Source organism: Paenibacillus sp. J31R30, assembly GCF_059692115.1.
The window spans coordinates 1,219,934-1,244,035 of record NZ_JCAUAV010000002.1 but is presented as its reverse complement, the minus strand read 5'-3'; the positions used below and the strand labels follow the sequence as shown (position 1 = coordinate 1,244,035).

General features: G+C 46.7%; 20 protein-coding genes. 3 read left to right on the top strand and 17 right to left on the bottom strand.

Annotation, left to right across the window (positions count from 1 at the left end; genetic code table 11):
- Window positions 1-31: 31 nt before the first annotated feature.
- The 3 genes from AC58QO_RS11160 to AC58QO_RS11150 all read right to left on the bottom strand — a co-directional run bounded on the left by AC58QO_RS11160 (window position 32) and on the right by AC58QO_RS11150 (window position 3,999).
- On the bottom strand, window positions 32-1,090 hold the full coding sequence (locus tag AC58QO_RS11160) for a Gfo/Idh/MocA family protein (RefSeq protein ID WP_497265500.1): 1,059 nt from the start codon (window positions 1,088-1,090) through the stop codon (window positions 32-34).
- Window positions 1,091-1,257: 167 nt separating this feature from the next.
- Complete coding sequence (locus AC58QO_RS11155; RefSeq protein WP_497265360.1) at window positions 1,258-2,226, bottom strand: quinone oxidoreductase family protein; 969 nt, start codon at window positions 2,224-2,226, stop codon at window positions 1,258-1,260.
- A gap of 126 nt (window positions 2,227-2,352) precedes the next feature.
- Window positions 2,353-3,999 (bottom strand): putative bifunctional diguanylate cyclase/phosphodiesterase, encoded by a 1,647-nt coding sequence (locus AC58QO_RS11150; protein ID WP_497265359.1) that lies wholly within the window; start codon window positions 3,997-3,999, stop codon window positions 2,353-2,355.
- A 296-nt stretch (window positions 4,000-4,295) separates the two neighbouring features.
- On the opposite strand from AC58QO_RS11150, the gene AC58QO_RS11145 reads away from it, so the two are divergent.
- The 3 genes from AC58QO_RS11145 to AC58QO_RS11135 all read left to right on the top strand — a co-directional run bounded on the left by AC58QO_RS11145 (window position 4,296) and on the right by AC58QO_RS11135 (window position 6,892).
- Window positions 4,296-5,060, top strand: coding sequence for a phytanoyl-CoA dioxygenase family protein (locus AC58QO_RS11145; protein WP_497265358.1), 765 nt, complete (start codon window positions 4,296-4,298; stop codon window positions 5,058-5,060).
- 179 nt (window positions 5,061-5,239) lie between these two features.
- The gene (locus AC58QO_RS11140; protein WP_497265357.1) at window positions 5,240-6,070 is read left to right on the top strand and encodes a helix-turn-helix domain-containing protein; all 831 of its coding nucleotides are present in this window, start codon (window positions 5,240-5,242) and stop codon (window positions 6,068-6,070) included.
- Window positions 6,071-6,211: 141 nt separating this feature from the next.
- Entirely contained in the window at window positions 6,212-6,892 is a 681-nt protein-coding gene (locus AC58QO_RS11135; RefSeq protein WP_497265356.1) for a putative endonuclease domain-containing protein, read from the top strand.
- Between the two features lie 681 nt (window positions 6,893-7,573).
- Here the strand turns inward: AC58QO_RS11135 and AC58QO_RS11130 are convergent.
- The 14 genes from AC58QO_RS11130 to AC58QO_RS11065 all read right to left on the bottom strand — a co-directional run bounded on the left by AC58QO_RS11130 (window position 7,574) and on the right by AC58QO_RS11065 (window position 24,087).
- Window positions 7,574-9,424, bottom strand: a complete 1,851-nt coding sequence (locus tag AC58QO_RS11130; RefSeq protein WP_497265355.1) for a heparinase II/III domain-containing protein — start codon at window positions 9,422-9,424, stop codon at window positions 7,574-7,576.
- A 163-nt stretch (window positions 9,425-9,587) separates the two neighbouring features.
- On the bottom strand, window positions 9,588-10,220 hold the full coding sequence (locus AC58QO_RS11125; RefSeq protein WP_497265354.1) for an SGNH/GDSL hydrolase family protein: 633 nt from the start codon (window positions 10,218-10,220) through the stop codon (window positions 9,588-9,590).
- A 178-nt stretch (window positions 10,221-10,398) separates the two neighbouring features.
- Complete coding sequence (locus AC58QO_RS11120) at window positions 10,399-10,569, bottom strand: Spo0E family sporulation regulatory protein-aspartic acid phosphatase (RefSeq protein WP_497265353.1); 171 nt, start codon at window positions 10,567-10,569, stop codon at window positions 10,399-10,401.
- Window positions 10,570-10,697: 128 nt separating this feature from the next.
- Window positions 10,698-11,495, bottom strand: a complete 798-nt coding sequence (locus AC58QO_RS11115) for a polysaccharide deacetylase family protein (protein WP_497265352.1) — start codon at window positions 11,493-11,495, stop codon at window positions 10,698-10,700.
- Window positions 11,496-11,570: 75 nt separating this feature from the next.
- The gene (locus AC58QO_RS11110) at window positions 11,571-12,638 is read right to left on the bottom strand and encodes a dihydrodipicolinate synthase family protein (protein ID WP_497265351.1); all 1,068 of its coding nucleotides are present in this window, start codon (window positions 12,636-12,638) and stop codon (window positions 11,571-11,573) included.
- A gap of 2 nt (window positions 12,639-12,640) precedes the next feature.
- On the bottom strand, window positions 12,641-13,657 hold the full coding sequence (locus tag AC58QO_RS11105) for an NAD-dependent epimerase/dehydratase family protein (RefSeq protein ID WP_497265350.1): 1,017 nt from the start codon (window positions 13,655-13,657) through the stop codon (window positions 12,641-12,643).
- A 158-nt stretch (window positions 13,658-13,815) separates the two neighbouring features.
- Window positions 13,816-15,168, bottom strand: coding sequence for a hypothetical protein (locus AC58QO_RS11100; RefSeq protein ID WP_497265349.1), 1,353 nt, complete (start codon window positions 15,166-15,168; stop codon window positions 13,816-13,818).
- A gap of 140 nt (window positions 15,169-15,308) precedes the next feature.
- On the bottom strand, window positions 15,309-16,142 hold the full coding sequence (locus AC58QO_RS11095) for a hypothetical protein (RefSeq protein WP_497265348.1): 834 nt from the start codon (window positions 16,140-16,142) through the stop codon (window positions 15,309-15,311).
- 168 nt (window positions 16,143-16,310) lie between these two features.
- Complete coding sequence (locus tag AC58QO_RS11090) at window positions 16,311-17,219, bottom strand: fumarylacetoacetate hydrolase family protein (protein ID WP_497265347.1); 909 nt, start codon at window positions 17,217-17,219, stop codon at window positions 16,311-16,313.
- Window positions 17,220-17,268: 49 nt separating this feature from the next.
- Window positions 17,269-18,042: an SDR family NAD(P)-dependent oxidoreductase gene (locus AC58QO_RS11085; RefSeq protein WP_497265346.1), complete on the bottom strand. Its 774-nt coding sequence runs from the start codon at window positions 18,040-18,042 to the stop codon at window positions 17,269-17,271.
- Window positions 18,043-18,187: 145 nt separating this feature from the next.
- Window positions 18,188-18,937, bottom strand: coding sequence for an IclR family transcriptional regulator (locus AC58QO_RS11080; protein ID WP_497265345.1), 750 nt, complete (start codon window positions 18,935-18,937; stop codon window positions 18,188-18,190).
- Window positions 18,938-19,043: 106 nt separating this feature from the next.
- Window positions 19,044-20,021: an ROK family protein gene (locus tag AC58QO_RS11075; RefSeq protein ID WP_497265344.1), complete on the bottom strand. Its 978-nt coding sequence runs from the start codon at window positions 20,019-20,021 to the stop codon at window positions 19,044-19,046.
- Between the two features lie 20 nt (window positions 20,022-20,041).
- A complete protein-coding gene (locus AC58QO_RS11070) occupies window positions 20,042-20,710 on the bottom strand; it encodes a D-sedoheptulose-7-phosphate isomerase (protein WP_497265343.1) in 669 nt (222 codons plus the stop codon).
- The gene (locus tag AC58QO_RS11065; RefSeq protein WP_497265342.1) at window positions 20,710-24,087 is read right to left on the bottom strand and encodes a golvesin C-terminal-like domain-containing protein; all 3,378 of its coding nucleotides are present in this window, start codon (window positions 24,085-24,087) and stop codon (window positions 20,710-20,712) included. Before AC58QO_RS11065 ends, AC58QO_RS11070 begins: the two co-directional genes overlap by 1 nt.
- Between the last annotated feature and the right edge of the window lie 15 nt (window positions 24,088-24,102).

The following is a 24,102-nucleotide window of genomic DNA, read 5'->3' as shown; positions in this document are numbered from 1 at the left end:
CGCGCTCCTCCAATGCTCCGATTCGTTCGGGCTATATTCTGATTTCTTGTCCCTTCGCTGCTGACTCATAAATGCCGCATAGAATTTTCATTATTTCAAGACCATCTTCCACTGGACTGATCGGTGTTTGTCCTGTTTGACAGCAGGAAACGAAATGATTGATTTCATTTTGAAAAGCACTGCTTACGTCGATCGACTTGTTATTGATCTGTGGTGTCACATTCGTAATCGTATCCAGAATCTCGGTTACAAACACAATTTCAGGCTCAAGCTCAACGCCGCCTTTGTCACCATACAGCTTGACAGCGATTTCATCCTTCTTCGCATGCAGTGTGAAGCTGACGTCCACCATGAGGGATGCCCCATTTTCAAAACGTATCAACACATTCGCCAAATCCTCAACGGTATTGCGTTCTGCATCATAATCCGCTGCTTTATAAAAAGATAAGTTCTTTACATTCTTCCGATTGCCAAGCTTGTTATACGTATGCCCGCTCACTGCAACTGGCTTCGGTTTGCCCATCAAGTACCAGCACAAATCAATGACATGTACACCAATATCAATCAATGGGCCGCCGCCAGAACGCTCAACATCCGAGAACCATCCACCAGGATTCCCTAAACGACGCAGGCAAGACGCTTTGGCATAATAAACCTCACCTAATTGACCATTATCTATAAAATGCTTCACAAGCTGAGCATTCGTATCATATCTTCTAACAAATCCAACTTGTAGAATCTTCCCTGTTTCAAAAACCGCGTCTTGAATGCGTTGCGCTTCTTCTACGGTTTTGCATAGCGGCTTCTCTACCAAAACATGCTTACCAGCATGAAGAGCAGCAATACTGATCTCAGCGTGTGTATTGTTCCATGTACAAATACTGACCGCGTCAATCTCCGGGTTGGCCAAAAGTTCATTATAATCCGTATAAATGTGTGCAATGTCATATTTCTCCGCTTTCGCGGCTGCTCGTTCACAATTAAGGTCACAGACAGCAACAATGACAGCATCCTCTGATTTCGTATATGACGCAAAGTGCAAATCAGAAATAGAACCTGCACCGATAACACCGATTCTCAATTTGTTCATGCTCACTGCACATTCAGCCTCCTTCGAATAAGTACTCTCTAAAGTTAACATGCTTTGGACATAGCGAGAATAACTAGGATGAGCAGCTCCATGGACTATATGTTCAAAATGCTTGAAATGAGAAAAGCGGCAATCCTAGATCTTATCTAAGATTCACCGCTTCTTTCTCATGGTATTAGCAGAATTTTGCCTGTACTTTGTCTGCTCTCAAGTAATCGGTGGGCCTCAGCGCCGTCCTGCAAGGAGTACGTCGTCATGCTATCCAGCCTCAGGCTTCCTTCGCGAATGGCTTCGAACAAAGCATTAGCTCTCTGAATGCGATTGTCCAAGCTGGTCACGTGATTCCAGAGATCGCCGCCTGTTAAGGTTTTGGAGGTATCCATCAACATTCTTGGATCCACAGGAGCTGGGTCTCCACCCGCCATGCCGTAGAATACGACGGTTCCCTTTGTTCGAACAGCTGCGAAGCTGTCCAGTAAGGTGGAGCCTACCGAATCATAGGCAACCTGGGCACCGCCTTTTTCATAAGACCACTGCAGCACTTCTTGGACCCAGTCCGTGGCATAAAGGATGACTTCGTCTGCACCTGCGTCTAGCGCGACTTGCTTTTTGGCTTCGGATGAGGTGAGTCCGATCACCCTTGCGCCTTTTCTTTTGCATAATTGGATCAAAAGCTGACCTACTCCGCCTGCCGCGGCATGGATTAGAACTTCATCTCCAGCCTCAACAGGGCAGCTGTCATTCACCAAATAATGCGCGGTCATTCCCTGCAGAAGCAGGCCAGCCGCTTGTTCGTAGGAGATGTCCGCAGGCAGCGGAATTGCGCGGTCAACAGGAACGGCAACCAGCTCCGCATTCGCAAAGGGCACGTCGGCAAAAGCGATCCGATCCCCGATTCGAATATGCTGGATGTGCTCAGGCACCCACTCGACGATCCCGGCCCCTTCATACCCAAGAATGTACGGCGGCTTACCTGCCAAATGATAATTGCCTTTGCGACGATAGACATCCGCGAAATTGAGTCCAATCGCTTTCGTCCGTACCAGAAGCTGATCCCCTTCTACGATAGGGTCTGGAATCTCTTTATATGTAAGAACTTCGGGCCCCCCGAATTGTTCGAAAATTAATGCTTTCATGTGTAACCTCCCACGCTTAATTGACCGTAGTAATTTTAACATATTGAATAGAAGAAGCAAAAAAAAGTGCCTCCAAACGCTCTGCAGCGAATGAAGACACAAGGAAAATTAAAATGATTTATCCAATTAGACCCCTGTCCGTTCATGTAAAGAAGGTAAATCTGAGTAAGGAACAGGCTTATTAATATAATAGCCTTGGATTCCCCAGCAATGCATGTCTGCCAGCATGTGGAAATGATCACTTGTTTCAATACCCTCTGCGACAACCAGTAAATTCAATGCTTTGGCCATAGCTAAAATAGCTGCAATCAGGGGGACGTTCCCATCCTTGATGAAAAGACGATCAATCTTCAGCTTATCAATCGGCAGCAACGTTAACATGCTTAACGAGGAATAACCCGTTCCGAAATCATCCAATGCAATCGTGAATCCTGCCCCGCGAAGCTTACTCAAAATAAGCTGTACTTCCTGCAGCGAGTGAAGCGTCGTGCTTTCGGTAATTTCTAATTCCATTACGGATGGGTCTACACCCTCCTCCTGCAGAACTTGCAACACCTGTGCAACAAAGCTATCTTCATTCAATTGAATGCGCGAGATGTTGACGGATATTTTGAAAAGAGGCCCGTAAACTTCCTTAAGCTGATGCCAGTCCTTGCAAGCTTGACGGATAACCCAATACCCGATGGGCACTATGAGGCCCGTTTCCTCCGCAATCGGAATGAATTCGCTCGGCTGCATCTGTCCGCCTTTCTGGCTATGCCACCTCAAGAGCGCCTCAGCACCAACAGCCATCCCGGATGCCGGATTATAAATAAGCTGATAATGCAAGTGCAGTTCTTCCTTCTCAATGGCTTGCGAAAGAGCTAGTTCATGGATGAAATTTTCTACATGATCGTACCGCGAAGATGCCTCGAACAAATGATACCGCTTTCGACCAGCTCCTTTGGCTGTGTACAGCGCGATATCCGCTTGCTTAAGTAAATCTTGAATCGTTTCATTGTGCTTTCGCACCGCAATGCCGATACTCACATTCACCTTCACCGCATGTTCATCTACGCGGAAAGAATCATGAAAAAGCTGACTCAACAGCTCCGCCGTCTCTTCGACACGCCCCATAGGCTTGGAATCTACAACTACAAACTCGTCACCGCCAAGGCGAACAAGCGAATAACGATTATCACCAAACACCTCAATGAGGCGGCATGCTACTTCTACAAGCACCGAATCTCCAGCCTGATGACCGAAGGTATCGTTAATATTTTTGAAATTGTCTAAATCCAATAAATAGATAGTTGAAGGCTCTGACACATGCTCTAATAAATATCTGCGATTAAACAGATTAGAAAGATCATCTTGATACGCATAGTTATACAAGATATTCTCATGCTGTTTACGCTCTGTAATATCTCTAGTCACTGAAAAAATAAAACTGACGTCCCCATTCTCATCTAAAATTGGCGTTAAAATGCTTTCACCGCTTAACGTTCCATTAGGTAGAATAACGCCATCCTCAAACCGAATCGTCCGACGTTCATCGACTACTCTGGCATATTTTTTATATAAATAGTCCGCCATCTGACTCGAATTGGATTCAAAGAAAGATGTCCCCACTTGTTCCATCGTGATCCCACTAAATTGCGTTGCTGCTCTGTTCACGTAATAATACGTAATCTCCGTACCTGACACCTTCATTATGTAAATAGAGTCTTCAATATCATCCAGCATCATTTGCAGTAAATTCAAATCCAATGTTGTATTTGCAGGAATTGTCATCCGTAGGACTCCTTTATCCGAATAACCTAAACTTTACGCCCGTATGGGACGTATGTACTATAAGTTCGACATGGTCCTATACTTTTCCTTCCAATGATGTCTTTTAACTGACCTCAAACGACAAAAATTAGCTAAACCTGCCCGATTACCTCGAACTGCTCATCCCGTCACCCATATTTGAAAATGATCGTTTTGTGCTATTCATAATCGTTTTACTTCCTTATTTTGAGAGGCTGCGAGGCTTACAATTACATTAAGCAAACAAAAAGGCTAGCCAATCATGGGAGGTTAAACAAATGATCACTAAAGGAAATCCATTCTCGCTCGCGCAATACGTCAACGAAGGCTATAGCGGACCTATGCAAGGACTTTCGCTGGAAGAATCCGATATGTACTATAACCGATTCTTTGAGGTGATTGAACAGAACAAATTTGAACCTGGTCCCACCAAAGTAAACCTTTCCGCATGGCATCAACGTCATCATTGGGCTTATACACTTGCTACTCATCCTAGCATCGTAAACGCGATGAAGCAGATTCTTGGTGATGATTTGGTGTTGTGGGCCATGCATTTCTGGTACAAAGAGCCTAACAATGATAAATTCATCCCTTGGCATCAGGACATTAATTATTGGCCGATGGAGCCTGCGATCAATGCGACAGCATGGGTGAGTCTGGGCTGGTCCATTCGTGAGAATGGCTGCCTGCGTGTCATCCCCGGTACGCACAAATCGATTGTCGAGCATGTTTCTACGGGCACCGATCAAAGTGCTTTCGAGCAAGGCTTGCCTGCGGAGTCAATCGACGAATCCCTAGCCATAGACTTAGAGATGTCCCCGGGACAAATTGCCTTTTTTAATGAAGCGACTTTCCATGGCTCTGAAAATAATAAATCAAACATCCCTCGCGTAGCCTTCTCGGTACGCTATACAACGCCTGAGGTCAAATTCAAGATCGATGAGTGGGGCGGCGACACCACGCGAATTCGCACTTACCTCGTGCATGGTGAAGATACGTTGAAACGGAATGAAGATATTAAAGGTGTCGTGCCTCAGGCGTAGGCGAGGGCAGACTAGGTTAGGACAGGTCAGGACAGGACAGGTCAGGACAGGTAAGGTCAGGTAAGGTCAGGTAAGGTTAGGAGAGGCAGGACAGATAATACCTCCTTGTCTCGTTTAACTAACACGGACATGGTAGAATAATAGAAACAGACGAGTCGTAGGGTGAGGAGGCCGGCGCAGTGAATTCTTTTCAGATGATGATTGAATCGTTGGAGATTCGCTTTCTGCACATTACGCAATATCAGCTCGATTATCGCTGGCAGGCAAGTGCGCGCACCCTACGACACTGCGTGATGTGGTTCGTGCATAAAGGAAGCTTTCAGCTAGAAATCAACCAAGCTAGCTTACGCTGTAAAGAAGGACAAATTCTTATCCTTCCCGCACAAAGTGTGATCAGCTTTCACGCCATCTCGGATGAGCTGTCGTTGACCAGCATTAACTTCGATGCCGAAATCTCCTTAGTGAGCAATCGAAGCTGGGTGCAGCTTTTGAATATTCCGATATTGTTCGAGGACAATTCGAGCGCTATTGAACAGGTTATTCAAGACATGCTTAAGCATGAACGTGGTGCAACTCCCTATATGCATCTGCTCCAGCAGTCTGCTTTGCTGCGTATTTTGTATGAGTTGCTGCACAAAGGGGGCACGGACGATCCGAGCTCCAGTTATACGCACTTGGATAAGCGGATTCATACCATCATCCACTTTCTTCATGCGCATCCCCATCGGATGCCCGAAATACGGGAACTGGCTGAGCTCGTTCAGCTGAGTGATTCCCATTTGCGTAAAATGTTTATCAAACAAACGGGACAGGCGCCGCTCCATTTCGTGCACAGCATCAAAATCGAGCAAGCCAAAAAACTACTCGCCTCCAGCTTGAAGCCCGTCTCGCAAATTGCCTACGAGCTTGGCGTCGACAATCCGAACTACTTCTCGCGAATGTTCAAAACCAAAACAGGACTTACCCCGCTGCAGTATCGTCAGCAGTACGGTCTGTGGTTGAATGAGTAGTGAGGTTGTTGATTGATTCAGTATATTTATGTTATAATTTCCCAAAATTACAATACGGTTGTGAAGCACACACCGCTCTCTCAAGCCAGATACCTCTGGCATTGAGGAGCGGTTTCATTTTTTTATAAGGGGTGTAGAGCTATGATGAAAACATTTCAAGACGCGCACGAAGCTTTCCTTGCCAAGCATTTGTCACAGCGAGAAGGAATGCGTTTGAGGAGACTAAAAGAGGGGCATGGGTATGCGGAAATTAGTTTTCTCCGCTATATTTGGTGGAAAGCCTTTGGCAACTTTGATTATTTGCATCCCGAGTATGAGGTTAAAGATTTTCGTGATGGAATCCGTTTCTTAGACTTCGCTTTTATTCGACATCCGCTCAAACTTGCAATTGAAATCGATGGATACGGCCCGCATTATACCGAGCTTAGTCGAAAGCAATTCTCAGATCAGTTGATTCGTCAAAATCACCTAATCCTTGACGGATGGTTGGTTTTCCGGTTTTCCTTAGATGACATTAAAAATCATCCTCGCATGTGCGAGCAAATCCTGCAACAGTGTTTAGGAAAGTACTTCAGCGATTTTTACGCACAAGAAATTTCCCTAACGTATATCGAAAAAGAAATCATTCGTATGGCCTACTCATCAGATAAGCCTATTAAACCTATGGATGTCCAAAAACTATTCCAGTTTGGACAAGCCAAAGCGCAACGCATTTTGAAAGAGATGCATGCAAAAGCTATTCTTTTACCTGCTGGAAGTGGAACTTCCCGTATCCGTAGCTATTCTCTTAATCACGCCAATGTGAATGCAAAATGGAAGTAATTGACGACGGCGGGCACTTTAGGCTCGGTTTACGAGCCTTTCCGCCGACGCCGGGCACTCTAGGCTCGGTTTACAAGCCTATCTGCCGACGGCGGGCACTCTAGGCTCGGTTTACGAGCCTATCTGCCGACGGCGACCTCTTTAGGCTCGGTTTACGAGCCTATCTGCCGACGGCGGGCTCTTTAGGCTCGGTTTACGAGCCTATCTGCCGATGCCGAGCACTTTAGGCTCGGTTTACGAGCCTATCTGCCGATGCCGAGCACTTTAGGCTCGGTTTACGAGCCTATCTGCCGACGGCGGGCACTTTAGGCTCGGTTTACGAGCCTATCCGCCGACGGCGGGCTCTTTAGGCTCGGTTTACTAGCCTATCTGCCGACGGCGGGCACTTTAGGCTCGGTTTACGAGCCTATCCGCCGACGGCGGGCTCTTTAGGCTCGGTTTACTAGCCTATCTGCCGACGGCGGGCTCTTTATAGGCTCGGTTTACGAGCCTATCTGCCGACGGCGGGCTCTTTATAGGCTCGGTTTACGGGCCTATCCGCAGACGCCGGGCACTCTAGGCTCGGTTTACGAGCCTATCTGCCGACGGCGACCTCTTTAGGCTCGGTTTACGAGCCTATCTGCCGACGGCGACCTCTTTAGGCTCGGTTTACGGGCCTAAAGAGCCCCGGCTCCCTCACTTTCACCCCAACTCCAAAGTAACAACAATCCCGACTCGTTCTCCTACCTCCGCTGCGGCTAGATCGATCAAGTATACAGTCTCTGTACCGCCCTCATGATTCTGGTGCTCCACCGTTTGAATCGACGCCGTCAGCAGTGTCGCATCATATCGCAGCAACTGCTGATGTTGATCACTCGCACCAGACACCTGTGCATCCTCTGCATCAGTCACAAGCCGGATCTCGCCAGGCCGCACTATGATCGGCTTATGCTGCGTAACGAATCGTTCCGTCACAGCTGCACCAGATTCACGAAACTCGAAAGCATCCGACAAGATCAGCCTGCCTTGCAGTTTATCAAACACAAAACTCCGCTCCAGCTTCTCCAGTGTAGGAACGGCATACGCTTGAGTCAGATCAAGCAGGAACTTGTCACCAGCATCCGTAGATTCTGCTGCTAGTACCTCCGCACGATGTGCGCTGCCCTCTTGCTGGTGGCTGCCGTTAATGATTGGAACGCTATGCCCCGCTGAGCTGTTACAGAGAATAGAATATCGCTCTTCACCGAAATATTGCTTCGTGTAGAGGCCCGCTCCCAAATCTTCGAACCATCTAACCCCATCTACGATCCAGATGAAATGTCCAATGTCATTGTGATTATGGGGCTCATCGTTATGACCGCCTTTTGCTGCAAAGCTAACAAGCTTATCTCCCACCTTGGCACGGCTCACCATCCATTGCGCTTCGGGCAAGATATCTGTTTGGAGCGGCATATTTTCACGTTCACGAAGCAGGGAATCATTCAACCAGACCACATTACGCACGGCACCTGCGAAGCGGCCGCAATGATCGATGGTGACTGGCTGGTGCTCTAGTGTAGGAATTCGAATCTCTTCAAATTTCTCACACAAACGGCTGAAAATCCCGATTTGAATGCCATTTTTCCGTGAGCAGTCGGAGAAATTGGCAATGTGATTCCCCTGCAAGAAGCAGCTCTGCGGGAATTGAGCAACCTTGCGTGCTTTCGCATCCGTTTGGAGGATATCCACCTTGCCACCTGTACGCTGCTTAAGCAGCTCACTGAAATATACGTAATACCCAAAGCCATAATACCAGTAACCCAAGCCTTCCAAACAAGCGCCTTCTTCAGAAAATCCTTCCAGAAAACAATCCATAGACCCAAGAACTCGCTCAATAATTGGCAGCAACACTTTAGAATCAGGCAGCAGGTAAATAGCGGCCATACCAACATTCCCTGCACAAACAGCGGACCAATTAATCTCGCACGTCTCCCACCAATAGGCTCTTTTGAGAGCCATATAAGGTTCAAGAACCCGCTCCATCACCTCGCGCTGCACCCTTCTCACCACTTGACCATTTAACTGATCTCGGAAAATGTGGCAGGTCTCGCTTAGCGCATGTGCCGTTTCTGAAGCAAATAAATCAATATGCTTAAACTCTTCTCCCTCTACCGCAGCATCATGATTCATCAAATGTGCCGGCAGACACCATGTATATTCGTCGCAAATAGCCCAAATCGTATTCTCCAATGCAGGCAGATAGGCCTCACTTCCATCTTTCAACGCCGCAACGACCAGAGCTGCTAACCGTCGACGACGATCAAAATAAAGCGCTTCGAATTCGATTCGTGAGCCTATTGAACGATATAAATCCCACTCTTTAAAAGGTAATGCCGCGATTGGCTTACTCTTAAATTCCTGTACCAGCGGCGTAATTTCATTATAGACAGCAGTGAGCAAGGAACTCTCCGTATGCATAACAGGTGATTGAGTCACCTGCAAAGCTTCGTGAAACAAGTTTCCGTGATCGCTTTCAGCTTCGAGCAAAGCTTCTAATAAGAATCGACTTTTCATAGAAACTCCCTCCTAATTCTAGTTTTACCCTTAACTATACGCTCAAATATCGAAAGCAGACTAGCCATAATTTTGACCTTTATCCATCAAAAATTGACCATTTCGCAGCTATCTAAAAAAGCTTCACGCATCAAGCGGAAGCTTTCGTATCCTACCAAATATATTACTCTCCAGCTCCGACTGCCTTCAACCATGCATTCGCAATAAGCGCATGCCCCGCAGGTGATGGATGTACGCCATCTGGCGCCCAGAAAGCGCTGTCCGCTTGCGTTGAGGCTTGTGCAAATAGACCATCCAAACATAATAGACGGGCTCCGAATTCTCTTGCCAATTCACGAACAACGTCAATCTTAGGATCCAAATCTTCTCTCCACAGCTTGCGATCCTCTGGCACAGGAAGAACGAATGGCTCGATAAGCAGCAGCTTCGCACCCGTGCTAGCCGTTTGGTCAAGCAATTGACGATATCCTTCTTTAAATTTCTCTGTCGAAGTCCCATCATTGCGATCAAATTTTCGCCATGTATCATTGATTCCAATATAAATCGAAACGAGATTCGGCTTCAAGTCCAAACAGTCTTGTTGCCACCGGCCTAGTAGATCAGGAACACGATTGCCAGAAATCCCGCGGTTCAGGAAGGTAACCTTTTTCTCCGGATATTTCGCTGAAAATAGTGCAGCTGTCATAAGTGCGTACCCTTTGCCAAGATCATTGCCATTATCACGAATACGTCCTGCATCCGTAATGCTATCTCCTTGAAATAGAACGATATCTCCTTGCTCCAACCATGCTGCCATTGTAACGAACCCTCCTTTGATTTACCAAGCCTACTGCATGAAGAATCAGAATAAATTCCCTCACAAATTATACCATGTCAAATGACTCCAGTGAACAAGCAGTATCTACAATCAAAGAGAACACGCCAAAACAAAAAAACCGAGATTCACACTCGCAAGTGTGAACTCGGTTTTCTAATTAAGCGATAGTTCGTAGAAAAAGTGACTGATAATAGGTATTCAGCAGTTCATCCAGTGCGATAGAAAGTTTCAATACCGTGTCAGACAATAGGCCATATGTTTGACTAGCAAGATTCAGCTCATTTCTTAGTGCCTCAATCTTCTCTTCCAACTCATATCGTTGCCCCATATTGATCCCTCCGATTTTGAAATTCTTCCAGTGGATAACTCATACGTTTTGATACCCATATCGTAATTGAATATTGTTAAGAAACTATTAGCAAACTATGATTTTTTGCGAAAATTTACAAAAAATTGCTAGATTCTCACTATTTGACCAGCTGGAATTACTAATATTTCTCCTTCGACACTGATCCAAACAGGGATCGCGGAGGTATTATGGATGATACGGCAATTCGCAGAGAAGCGCAGACGTTCAAGCGCTTGCATATACGCTACAATTTCGGCATTGGTGGCAAACCAGATATCAGACCTGCCCTTTACTTTTTCGCCAAATTGCTCAAGCATTTCCCAATTGTTGTCGTTCTCAAATTCGTAGCTGTGACCCCAAACATACAAGAGCGACATCCGAGAATGTCTCTGTTCTAATTGCACGAATGCATCCGCCTGCTCAAGCATGTGCTTATGATGGCATGTTGGATGCCACCGCAGAAAATCACTCGGCATTTGAAATCCGCCATGGCTAGCTACGGTTCGCGCATACTCAATACCCAGCGTGGGAAGTGCGTGAATCACGCTGTCCGAGTAGGTGCCGAATGGGAAGCTCATCCCGCGCACCGGGTAGCCAACTAAGGATTCCAACGCCTCTCGATCGTTCGAGATTTCACGCACAATTTGATCCATAGGCGATTGCTCCAAAAATGGATGATCGATCGTATGTGCAGACACTTCGTGACCTTGAAAAAGCGATGCCACTTCAGAAGCTTCAATGATGCCTTCTTTTCCCAGAAAACCACTGTTTAAATGAAAAGTCCCTTTCATCCCGTACTCATTCAGTATACGCACGAGTCTGCGATCATGTACTTTCCCATCATCATAACTTAACGTTAAAGCTTTGGTAACACCTTGTGGAAACCGATCGAACCGGATGCGCAAAAGAAATCCCCCCAAATATGAGTAATCCATACTTTCAATGTATCAGAAAGTTCATTCGGGGGCTATTATTTCCTGTCAGGATAACCAATTCGAAAGATTCGTCTTCACAAATGCATCGTCATTCAAATGTGGGTAGTCTCTATACATGCGATCGATTTCTTCAAATTGCCCTGGAGACAGTTCTTCATGTGGATTCAAGCACCAGGTTCCTTTCAAAAGTCCTTGCCGACGAAGTACTTCATGAATGCCTGGAATACAGCCGGCGAAGCCATGAGCAGGATCGAAGAAGGCTGCGTTCGTTTCGGTCACCTCGATGTTGCGCGTAAGCCATTCAGAGGCGAGCGCAGGATTCATTCGTACCCCCTTAACTTCTTCTAACAGCTCCACCGCCTTCTGTGTCCAGACAGCCCAGTGTCCAAGTAAGCCGCCAACAATTCTTTTCTCTATGTTCTTACCCTCAACTTGAAATCTATAAACAGTCAGTAGATCATTTATGATGTTATCATCATTCCCCGTGTATAAGGCGATCTCATCGCGACGCTCCGAATAGCAGACGGCTCGCACAACATCAATCGTTTGATAGCGATTGAAGGGTGCCATTTTGATCGCGATGATACCCGGAATGTTCGCAAATTGCTTCCAAAAATCAAAGCTGTATACCTTACCGCCAACGGATGGCTGAAGATAAAAGCCAATGACGGGCATTTTCTTGGCAATTCGTGCTGTTCGTTCCAAGATTTGCGCCTCAGTCCAGCCGCTCAATCCGCCCATCGATAATAAGGCAGCATCATAACCAAGTGAAATGGCTGTATCTGTTTCGTGAATCGCTTGATCTGTAGGCCCGCAGATTCCTGCAACCTTGATAAACGGTCTGGTGAGTCCGGCACGATCCACCTCTTCCGAAGCCATTCGAAGAACTCGCTCATACAAGTTGAACTTCGGATCGCGGATTTCAAACTGTGTCGAGTGCACCCCCACAGCAATGCCTCCCGAACCAGCAGCCAAATAGTAGCGTGTTAGTGCCCGTTGACTTTGCTCATCAAGCAAACGATCCGGAGTTAGGGCAAGTGGATGGGCTGGAATGACAAGTCCATCATGCAGCGCAATGCGTTGCTCATTACTTAATTCTCGACGCTCAGTCATCGCTAGAATTTCCCCTCTCGCTCTTGAAAATGCGTAGGTTTATTGATCATGCTGCCACCATTCTCGATCCACTCGGCCACCCAATCCAACATCTGGAGAAGAGAAACCCGCGGGTAGCCAAATAGCTGCATGCTCTTCGCTGCGTTACTAAGCAACGCTGATTCGGACTCTTGGCCTTTGAAGATCGGCTCTATGCCAAGCCTTTGCCCAAGCTGCTGTGCGGCATATTTCACCGATACTGTCTCTGGCCCCGTCACGTTCAGGAAATTAGCTGGACTTGCTGTCGAGAGCAGTGATCGAATCGCAATTTCGTTGGCATCTCCCTGCCAGATACAATTGAAGTGACCCATAGAAAGATCAATGGCGCGTCCTTCTTTGATCGACTTTGCAATCTCCAAGAGCACGCCATAGCGCAAGTCAATCGCATAATTCAAACGGTAGATCAATACTGGCGTTCCATTCTTGTGACTATAGTGCTCGAACATTCGCTCACGGCCTAGACAGGATTGACCGTATTCACCAATTGGTGCTGGGCTGATCGCTTCATGAGCTCCGCCATACGCAACGGGTGTGAACGGGTACACATTGCCTGTTGAAAATACAACAATGCGTGAATTGCGATATTTCTCCGCCACTCTTCCTGGCAGGTATGCGTTCATCACCCACGTGAAGTGTTCTTTCCCCGTTGTTCCGAATTTGGTGCCAGCCATGTAAATGACATTAGGGACATCAGGCAGTGCCTGCAAAGCCTCATCATTCAAAAGGTCACACGCAATTGTTTCTATCCCAAAGGATTGAAGTTCTTCCTGCAAACCACTTTCGGAGAAGCGAGAAACTCCGTATACCTTTTTATCAACACCTGCTGTTCGAATTGCGTTCATTGCCAGCTTAGCTAGACTTGGTCCCATCTTTCCTCCAACACCAAGCAGCATAATATCCCCATCCAATTGTTGCATAAATTGTATTAATGCCTGGGAAGGGGTCGACATGACTTTATCCAGATCTTCTAGTGTTCTCATTCTCACAATCTCCTCACGTCATGATCATTAAATAGCTTCCTGACTGTAGTATACGGACTCTTGAACATAAAAGACAAATCTTTATATTGTCTTTAAATAGATATGAAAAACCGCTCCCATTGACGTAGCCAACGTAAGAGCGGTTTCTCTTCCTCCCATTATACGCCGCTGGGATCGGCGGCCAGGTTCTCCAGAAATCGAAGTCGGAACGTCTGCTTCGGTCTGCCTTTGGGCACCTTTACATAACCAACACTCGAAATCAAGTCATGATCCATCCATTGCAGCAGCAGTCGATGTGTACTTCGAACTGTAACCCCTAGGATACTCGCAAGTTCGTGTACCTCATACTCCAGCTTGCTCGTTCGTGCAACAGTCGTCATTAGGCGACTCAAATAGGTAGATGTCATCCCGGCATCCTCAGCACTCTTAAGCAACTCAGGATCCGTCACCGACAAGTCCCGACTGAGCGGATCGGCCATTTCCAGCGGGCCAATCAAGGTCTTGTCTTCGCGAACAATGAAGCACGTATTGCCGCCTGCTTCTTTGCACCTACGGAGCGCAAGTCGCGCATGTGTACCCGCTTCATTGGCGCTCCGCCCAAAGCCGATGCCCATACTAAGAGACAAGCCTAGTGATTTCCAAACTTCACGGGCGAGCGGAACGGACTTATAGCCAACCGTCTCGCGTTCGAAGATCCCTCGTGTCGTGAAAAACAAATACTCATCCGCGCCAAGATGTGTCAAATAGCCATCCAACGACTCCACGTAGTCGATCAGTTTCCGATGTACTTCAAGCTTAAAACGCTGAATATCATGCTCCGTACTTTGTTGCTGAAGCTTTTTACCGAACTCATCTACATTGATCATGCCGACTAGTATTTGCGCTTCTTTACTACGACGAGTTTCCGTCGATAGAAGCGCGCGCTCCAATGCGACAGTGATGTTCTGATCGGTCGGCGTGATCCACTCACATGGAATCCCCCTCTGATTGAGCGCTTCGGCGACCTCACTTTCCGTTGTCATCGCCGCTTGGGTAGTTCCCTTGTGATAAGCCTCCACATGAAATGCCAGAATCGTTTCCATTTGCGGATAAGGTACGCCATCATAAATGAGGAAATTGGCCGAGGCTTCGCCAATCTCTTTCACGTGTCTGCTTAAGGCTGAGGATGTGAACGAATCAATACTAAACACCGTATCCGTTGATTGAAGCTCCGGCTTACTGCGCAACCGATATAAAGCGCTAAATAGTCCTGTATCTGTCAGCGGGATCATATGGACAGGCAGATGCGTGACAATCTGTTCCTTCACGCGTCGATAGAGCGTCGGTCCTGTAACAAGCAGCACTTCAACCTCTAACAGCAGTTTCTCAGCTACCTCTGGCGCAGTTTCTGCTGAATATGCGTGCGCAATGGGTTCAAAGGAAGGAAAGGACGTCGCGATGACGCTTAATACTTTATTTACCAGAGCTTCCGGCCCTAGAATACCTATGGCGATACGATTCGGACTATCCATATATGGCGGCTCCTTTACTTCATCATTATGAATAAGTATACGTCGTAGATCGAATAAAAGACAAATCGTTATTGTGTCTTTAAATCAATTTAGAAAATCAAATAACCTGCCGATTGGGCAGGTTGTTTATGAAGAACACGCTAACTGTCTAGCGTCTTGGATTTTCCAGCATCGCTTCCTGCAACTGCTGGACGCGGTGCTCCGTTGTCATCATCAAACATGGTTCCAGTTAACCTGTAAAACTTATTAAGGATTTTGTGCAAACTAAAACCAGCAAGAAACCCAAGCCCCACTACGCCAGCACCGGATGTCACTTCCAGCTTAGTCGGATCAGAAAAAGGAAACAGTTGTAAACCGCCTTGCACAAGCGCGAGAGCAATTACAGCACAAACACCGGCAATCCAAGGACGAACCGTGTAATAAATCCAATAGGTTCTGAGATTTAATGATTGATTTCGTATGTATTTGAAATAGTCCAGCATCAGAAATATGCTTTGACCGCTAATCGCTGCCAAACCACAATAGGCGTACAACTTGAATGGTTCAGTGATTTCTAGCAAGTGAAATAGGGTATGTTTATTGGGGTCGAAGGCAAGATGGCCATTTGCAATATATAAGATGAGATGCGGAGAGAGCATAATAAGGAGGAATAAGTAGGCAAAAATAGCAAATCTAAATTGACGTCCTAAGGTTGTATGCCAAGTGAAATGATCCATTACCTTCGGAATTTCGAGGTTGACTTGAATGTTCTCTGTAGCTACAAGTTTATTGTCTTTATCGAAGCCTTTCACAATAAATTTGAGTTCAGGGTACCCGAGATCTTTCGCCAATATATACTCTGCTGCTGTCGTACTTGCAAGTAGCGATTTTCCACAATAAATTTCGTAACGAATAGGTTTCGTATCCTCATTTGTGTCTTTTGGCACCCACCACAATCTGATGCCTGCTTGTAACTCCAGCGTCTTATCCGCCAAACCACACGCCTCCTTTGTTAAATATTCCCACATACACCTCTACTGTAAGATCAATACGAAGCACTGTCAATTAGAAAAAAATAAAAGCACCCTATGCATTTCGCGAGAGAAGCAAGTGCTTTTCTCGCTGCAAGAGTGCTTTCTTTGTAAAAGTGCTTCTTTGAAAAACTAATTAATAATTTCATCCACCATACGATTCGTCAATGCACCTAGCTTTTCAATCTCAATGGTTACAACATCGCCATGCTTTAAGTACACACGTTGATCCACGGGTTTACCCAATACTACGCCTTCAGGCGTTCCGGTCAAAATAATATCACCAGGCGACAGCGTCATATGCTGAGAAATGTAGCTGACGATTTCATCGCAATGGAAAATCATATCCGATGTATGTGAATTCTGTCTCGTCTCACCATTCACCGTACACGAGATTTTCAGCTGGTTCGGATCGCCTACTTCATCAGCTGTGACCAAGTACGGCCCTAGCGGACTGAATTTATCACAGGATTTGCCCAGCAGCCATTGTTGTGTACGCATTTGCAAGTCACGTGCGGATAAATCATTCACATTACAATAACCAAACACATGGCTCAAAGCATTCTCTTTGGACACATATTTTGCTTGCTTTCCGATAACTATCACCAGCTCAGCTTCATAATCAACCTGACTTGTAACGCGATTAGGAAGCGGAATATCATCACCTTGCGCTGCAATCGTATTGTTAAATTTATTGAACAAAATCGGATACTGCGGGATTGCAGCATTGGTTTCTTCAGCGTGCTTGCGATAGTTGAGGCCAACACAAATAATTTTGCCAGGCTGGGTAACACAAGGACCGTACTTAACTTGGGATTCGTCTAATAAGAACGCATTCCCTTCTGACCCTTCTGTTACTTTTGCCAAGTACCGTTCAATCTGAGGTAATACCGTTTCTGAATTACCGATGACAGACATGATGTCGGTAGGAATACCTGCTTCAGGAAACGCTTTCAATGCCTCCGTAATATCGAATACGGAATTCTCAAGCTTTACACCAAGATGACGTACACCGGAATGATCAATCGTGACTAGTTTCAAAAGATAACATCCTCTCTCAAATAGGTAAATTGGATTTAACTGATTTTATCTAAGCATTCTTGCCGAATACGGCGCCGCCATCGATGTATAAAGGCGAGCCCATCATGAATTTGGATTCATCCGAAGCTAAGAATAACGCGGCTTGCGCAACATCCTCTGGCGTTCCGAGTTCATCGCTAAGCTGTCTGCTTTTGAGTGATTTAATGGCAGCCTCAGGATCATCATAAGATGTTTTCAAATAGTTCTCAACAAAAGGCGTCAAAATTGTACCTGGAAGGAGCGCATTCACACGAATCTGGTACGGTGCATAATCGACTTGCATCGATTTCGTCAACGCTAGTACCGCTCCTTTGGTCGCTGCATAAGATGCGCGTCTAGCCAATCCAATTTCCGCTATGCAAGAGGACATGTTAATAATAGACCCGCTGCGCTTCTCCATCATATGAGGGATGACATATTTGGACGGTAGAAACACGCCGCGAATGTTAACACGAATAACGCGATCCCATTGTTCAGGCTCTAGCTCATGAAGGGCACCAACACCGCTAATTCCTGCATTATTGAAAAGAACATCAATACGTCCACATGCTTCAATGGCACGATCAACCATCGACTTGACGGATTCTGGATCCGTTACGTCCGCCTGTAAGAAGAGCGCTTTGCCGCCATTCGCTTGAATTTCGGAAGCTGTTTCCTCCCCTTTGATCGCATCCAAATCATTAACGATAACATGGGCTCCTTCTTGACCAAAAAGCAGCGCTGTGCTTTTCCCTATCCCTGAACCTGCACCTGTAATCATGATGACCTTATTAAGCAATCTCATTTGGTATCAACTCCTCTGTTTATTATAATAAACTTAGTTTTATATTTAGAATTATAACTGTAGTTTATCATCCGTTTTCCGTATCGTCAATCCAAAAAAACTAGCTGCTCTCCGATCTCCGAATGCACAGCTAGTTTATATTTCTTTAAAAGATGGCTGACAGTGACTGTGCAAGCAGCTTCATTTCTTCCTTCGCCAGCTCTTGCTTCACTGTCCATTGATGCACCGGCATGGAGCAGCTCACCGCTGCAATCCGACTGCCTTTGCGATCGACAATTGGCATGGCCAAACAGCAAAAACCGAGCACAATTTCTTCTAGATCAACCGCGAAACCGTTCTCCCTTGTGATACGAAGCTGTTCCAGAAGCTCTTCACCGCTCCGAACCGTATTCGGCGTAAATGGCTGGTAGCTGCCTTCCTCATAGAGAGAGAGCACCTGCTCATCTTGCAACACAGACAGCAGTACCTTTCCCATTGCCGTTGCGTAAGCGGGTAAACGCATACCTGGCTCAGAGATCAGACGGACTTGCGTCGCTGCTTCTTTCTTAGCCAAATAGACAAGCTCCCCCTTCTCCAATCGGGCTAACTGGATCGTTTGACCAAGTTGTTCTACGGAACGGGCCGCCTTTTCTTCAAAAAGCTTCACCAATGACATCCCAGCAAAATAGGCATTGCCAATCACACCGAAAAAAGAGCCCAACGTATACGTGTCACCCTTCTCTTTGATCACCCAATTCAACGTTTCCATTGTATGTAAAAGGGAAAACATCGTGCTTTTATTAATGCCCGTCGATGTGCTCAAATCCATCAATTTCAGCTTCGAGGGCTCCGCTGCTATAAGCTGGAGCACATCTTGTGCTCTTTCCAGCGCTGGGACCCAATACTTTCGTTCCATTCTTATCCCCCACAGACCACCAAGCAGGCTTTTTCATTAGATGATATCACAAAGAGTGAGCTGGTGTAAGTGAGGATACATTTTCATGGATTCTCTTTTAGATTCACTATCTTTCCTTCAAGCCATGTAACGCAACAGATAAACTCGCGTAATCGCCTATTCTTTCGCCGAGCTGAGCTGGAAGAATGCGACAAGCGCGACTAGCAAGCTGCAACGCTTCCTCCTCAATTTCTTGCATGACATAAGGTTCTAAAATAGCTTGCTGACGTCCATAGATACTCCCAATTACGATCATTTCGGGATTAAGTATATCGATCAATAAGGCAAGTCCTTGGCCAAGTCTGCGTCCTGTCAGCTGCAAAATATCAATTGCCGCCGTATCGCCTTGTTGCGCAGCTAGGCCAACCGACTCCGCTGTCACGCTGCCCAGTTCGGACTCTGATCGGCAGAAGGAGACAGGTGTCCCTTCTTTTAACTTGCGAAGAGCAACGGATTGCGCCATTTGCGCGATACCGCCTCCGCTGCAGAAGCCCTCAAATGATCCCGCCTTTCCGTATCCAACGGGGCCATCATCTGCAAGTCGCATGTGGCCTACTTCACCAGCCATATCCGTCGTGCCCGCATAGAGTGCACCATTCAAGATCAACCCGGCACCCATGCCTGTGCCAAAAGTTAAAAAAATCATGTTGCGGCTGCCTTGGCCAGCGCCCCATTTCCATTCCGCCAATGCACACGCATTGGCATCATTTTGAAGCGCTGCTTGCACACCGTATCGTTGCTGCAGAGGCGTGAATAGATCTACGGCGTCCCATCCTGGCAAATTAGGCGGTGATAATATAAGCCCCTTAGTGCTATCCAAGGGTCCCCCGCAGCTAATCCCAATGGCTTCTAGCCCCTCTCTGCATGCAAGTTCAGCTAGAAGAGAATCCAAAGCAACCATGATTTGGTCTATGGTTTCACCTGGTGATCCCGATGTCAAAAAGCGGATTTTCCCACAAAGCTCTAAGCCGCCATCTGATTGAACACGCCCTACATTTACTGCACACTTGGTACCCCCAATGTCAATCCCTGCTAACCAAGTCATATCACTTCGTTCCTTCCTTACTAGGTGGTTGGGAAGAACGCTTCCTCCAGCATCCTGCACAATGCATGGTAAATCGGCAGATGTCTTTCTTGAATATCCGGTGTGGACAGCCACGGGACGCAAATGGTAACGTCACAAAGTTCCCGAAACTTCCCCCCATTTTGCCCCGTTAGACCAATGGTTCGTACACCTTGCACCTTCGCAATTTGCAAAGCCCGGACGACATTCAAGGAATTCCCTGATGTACTAAGTGCAAATAAGACATCTCCTCGATTGCCATAGCCAAATACCTGTTGCGCAAATATCATTTCGGGCGCCACATCATTCCCAAATGCCGACATGAGGGATGCATGCCCTGTTAGCGAAATTGCTGGCAGGGCACCTTGCAAATGTGCGGACAAATAGTCGCCATCGCCAGGAAATAAGCTGCGAATCTCTGCCATCTTCTCTTCAGTCAATGCACGGCGGGACATGAAGCCTTTCATGAGTTCGCCAACGATATGATCGCAATCTGCGGCACTGCCACCGTTTCCGCACAGCATCACTTTACCGCCTTGCTGAAAGCAGTCCCGCATGGTCTCGAATGCTCGCTCAATATCGGTCTTGCACACTTGAAGCTCAGGGTATTTCTCCACGAGATGATTCAAGATCGCATCCATTTGATTCCAGCCTTCCTTTTTTGATGACACTATTTAACCCACTTGATCCCGTCAGCTCGAGTTGGAGCGCCTCCACCAGCGCCAACAAGCCGCACACTGCCAGCTGCACCTGAATTAAAGTTGAATGTACCTAAGGAAACCCATGTCCCTCCGCCAACGGCTTGATTGACACCAACGTTGGTTGTACCGCTAGCATGAGTAACCGAATACGTCACAGCTACATTAGCCGCATTGGTAGGATATTGAACAAATATCTCATAAGCTCCCGCAGTCGCAATGATGGGTGTCCATGTCGCATAGCTAGTGGAAGTATCCAAGGTAAATCGTGAGTCTCCCGCGTAACCGCCTAAGCCACTCGCGTACCAAGTCCCCGTCTCTACATAGCCCGTATCACCGTCATCGACGAGATCTTCAAAGGTAGTTCCCGGGCTAACAGTTACAGCGGTCGTATCAGTACTCTGACCTACAGCGTTGGATGACGATACCTTATAGTAGTACGTAGTTCCATTACTTAGTCCGGTTGTATCGACATAATACGAATTGGTGATACCTGTCGCTATGGTTGTGTAAGGTCCACTCACGGATGTTGCTCTTTTCACATTGTAGGATGTCGCCCCTGTAACCGAACTCCAATCTAGACCTACGGCTGCGTTGCCAGGAAAAGCATTTAAGGAACTAGGTGAAGCCGGCAGCTCTAGAAGCGGTGTCCTCCACAGCCTTGGATAGAGGCTATCGTACGGACCTAGTCCAATACTATCTGGTGTGGCATTCGATGGTGCGGCAGCCGCTGGCAGGAATACATTCTTAATCGCATTCACATAACCAAATCCGTTTTCAATGGATGGATTGATCACATGACCTTCGCCGTATTCGTTCCAATTGTCGAGAAGCAGCATGGATTTCCCCAATGCTCCCGTCGAATAAGTCGGCATATGCGTATCCTTGGTCCATTGAAGTAAGGACTGGAAGGTCGATGGGCTGATTCTCGAATCCGATGTGTTGCCATACCAAGGTTTATCTGCCCAACCAACGGATGGGGACGGAATATCCTCCAAGTTACCGCTGCCGGCGTTCTTCTGGCTTGCCATCCCACTCGTCGTTGTTGGCCCAACATAGGAGTAGTAGGAGTCATAGCCTTGATTTTTAAAAGAAGCAATTCGACTCGCGTTCATCGACCGTTCTTCGGTTATGATGATAAGTCCGTCAAATCCAGCGCTCACTGCTGCTGCACGAAGCGCGTCCAGCGCCGTTTTCACATTGGCATCCGTGCCGCCAAGCTGACTTTTCAGCTTATCTGGGGAATAAATACCCAATAACGGTTTATTTCCTATTTTCAAATAGTTCGGATTCTTGAAATAATGCTCCAGCCAAAAGTTGAATAAGTTGCCAACTAAATCTGCCTGATTACTTACACCGCGCTCTTCATTCCCATTCTCGTAGGTAATCGCGAACTTCACATAATTTTGATACTTCGATTTAAAATATGCGTCATAGCCGTGATCCAGAAATGGCGTTTTCACGGGTTGGCCCTTACCGCCTACATTGCGAAACCATGTGGTAAAGAAGAAATCGATCCCATTTTCAGCCCACCACTTAATATCCCAATCCATCACTTCCGGATTACCTTCATCGTACCAACCGATTAACGGCTTGCGATCCGCGTACTTAGTGATAGCCTCCCAACCATTATGCGTACCCTCGCGCCATCCGCTGAAATGCTGCACCCCTACGAGGTATGCGTCGCTTCCACTAATGGAAGCTGGGGTTGGCACATAGGTTGAAGGCATGACTGGCGTCAGAAATACCTCAATATCGTCGACATACATGACGCCGCTATTGCCAGTCGATGACGAAAACCTCACCTTATCGATCGAAGTTACTGCATTTTTAAACCCTACATTGGTTGCTGTGAGAACATTATTGACATAGATATCTGCCTTATCTGTCGAAGCATCTGCTTCAATTCTTATTTTGTAATACACATTCGCTTTGTAATTGCTCCAAATGGTGACAGGCGCACCGCCACTGTTCTCATAGCTCAAATTTCCATTGGCGGTATATACCTTGACTGCTGTTGTTGTTCCGCTGTCGAACTCCGCATAGAAGTTATCCACTTTGGTCGGTAACATGACATTGTATTCTAACGTTGTTTTGCCTGTCTGAGCAGCAAACGTTTTGGAAATCTCCACGTTGCCTGTTGCGCTCGTATCATCAAACTTAAACACGCGAAGGTTATCCGACTGCTGGGAAAACTGATTTTGTACAGAACCCGATCCGCCTGGAGCTATATACGTCCAATCTGTTGGCACAATACTCGTGCCAGAGCTGAAGAAATTCTCCTTCACCAAATAGCCTTTATAGAGCTTAATCCCATGCAGATGCAATTGCCCTGTACCTGCCTGCGATGTAGAAACATAGACACGATTTAGCTTAGTAACGCTATTCAGATAGGCTGTTCCGCTCGCTTTCAGTACACCATTGACATAAATATCAGCCGTATTCGCTGCGGTATCTGCAACCACCTTGAGACCATACCAAGTGTTCGTACTGTAGGCTTGTAAGGTCGTGCTGCCCGAGGAGGTTTCAACCACCAGATTGCCTCCAGCCGTTTTGATGCTTACACCTACAACGCTGTCATTCCGCAGCTGGAACTTTACGCCATCCATTGCCGACGTCAATTTCAATGCGGCTTCATACACTATTTTCCCTGATTGATCTGGGAAGGGCTTGCTCATCTGAATCGGATTGATCGTACTGGTATCATCCAGTTTGATTCTGCGATCATAGCTCGATGTATCGGTATCAAAGATATTGGTTATCGTGCCTCCGCTTACATCTGAATCCCAACCACCTGGAAATTGATTCGTCCCGTCTGTTGTGTAATTAAATTGGTAAAAGATATCATCAATGAGCGTGGCGGTCGTCTTCACAGGCGTTATGATCGGATCCGTAAATTGAATTTTATCCAAGAAAGCGGCGTCACTCGCATCGGATACGCCCTCCACCGTAAACACATCACCGGCAGCAACTGCGAAATTCGATTTCACGCGTCGCGTCATCCATTTGCTGGTATGTTTATCCGTTGCAAACCATTCGTCGATCACAGTGCCATTTTGTTTGACACGGAAGGTTGCAGCACCATTGGTATGATCGTAATAGACGACATTCATTGAGTAGTCGCCTGTCGTGCCTGCGAACGTATATGTCGCAGTTCCCGTTCCCGTTGTTTTGACATAGGCACCTCCACTAGCTCCAGCTAGCGAAGTATCGGATACATAACCCGTGAGTGTCGTACTCTCAGCCTCCACATTGATGGTTGCCGCATAACTAGTCGAAGGTAAAACACCTATCATTGCCACCGATAAAACGATGCACAAATAAACCAATACCGAAGATTTCCATCTCATTATTGATCCCTCCCT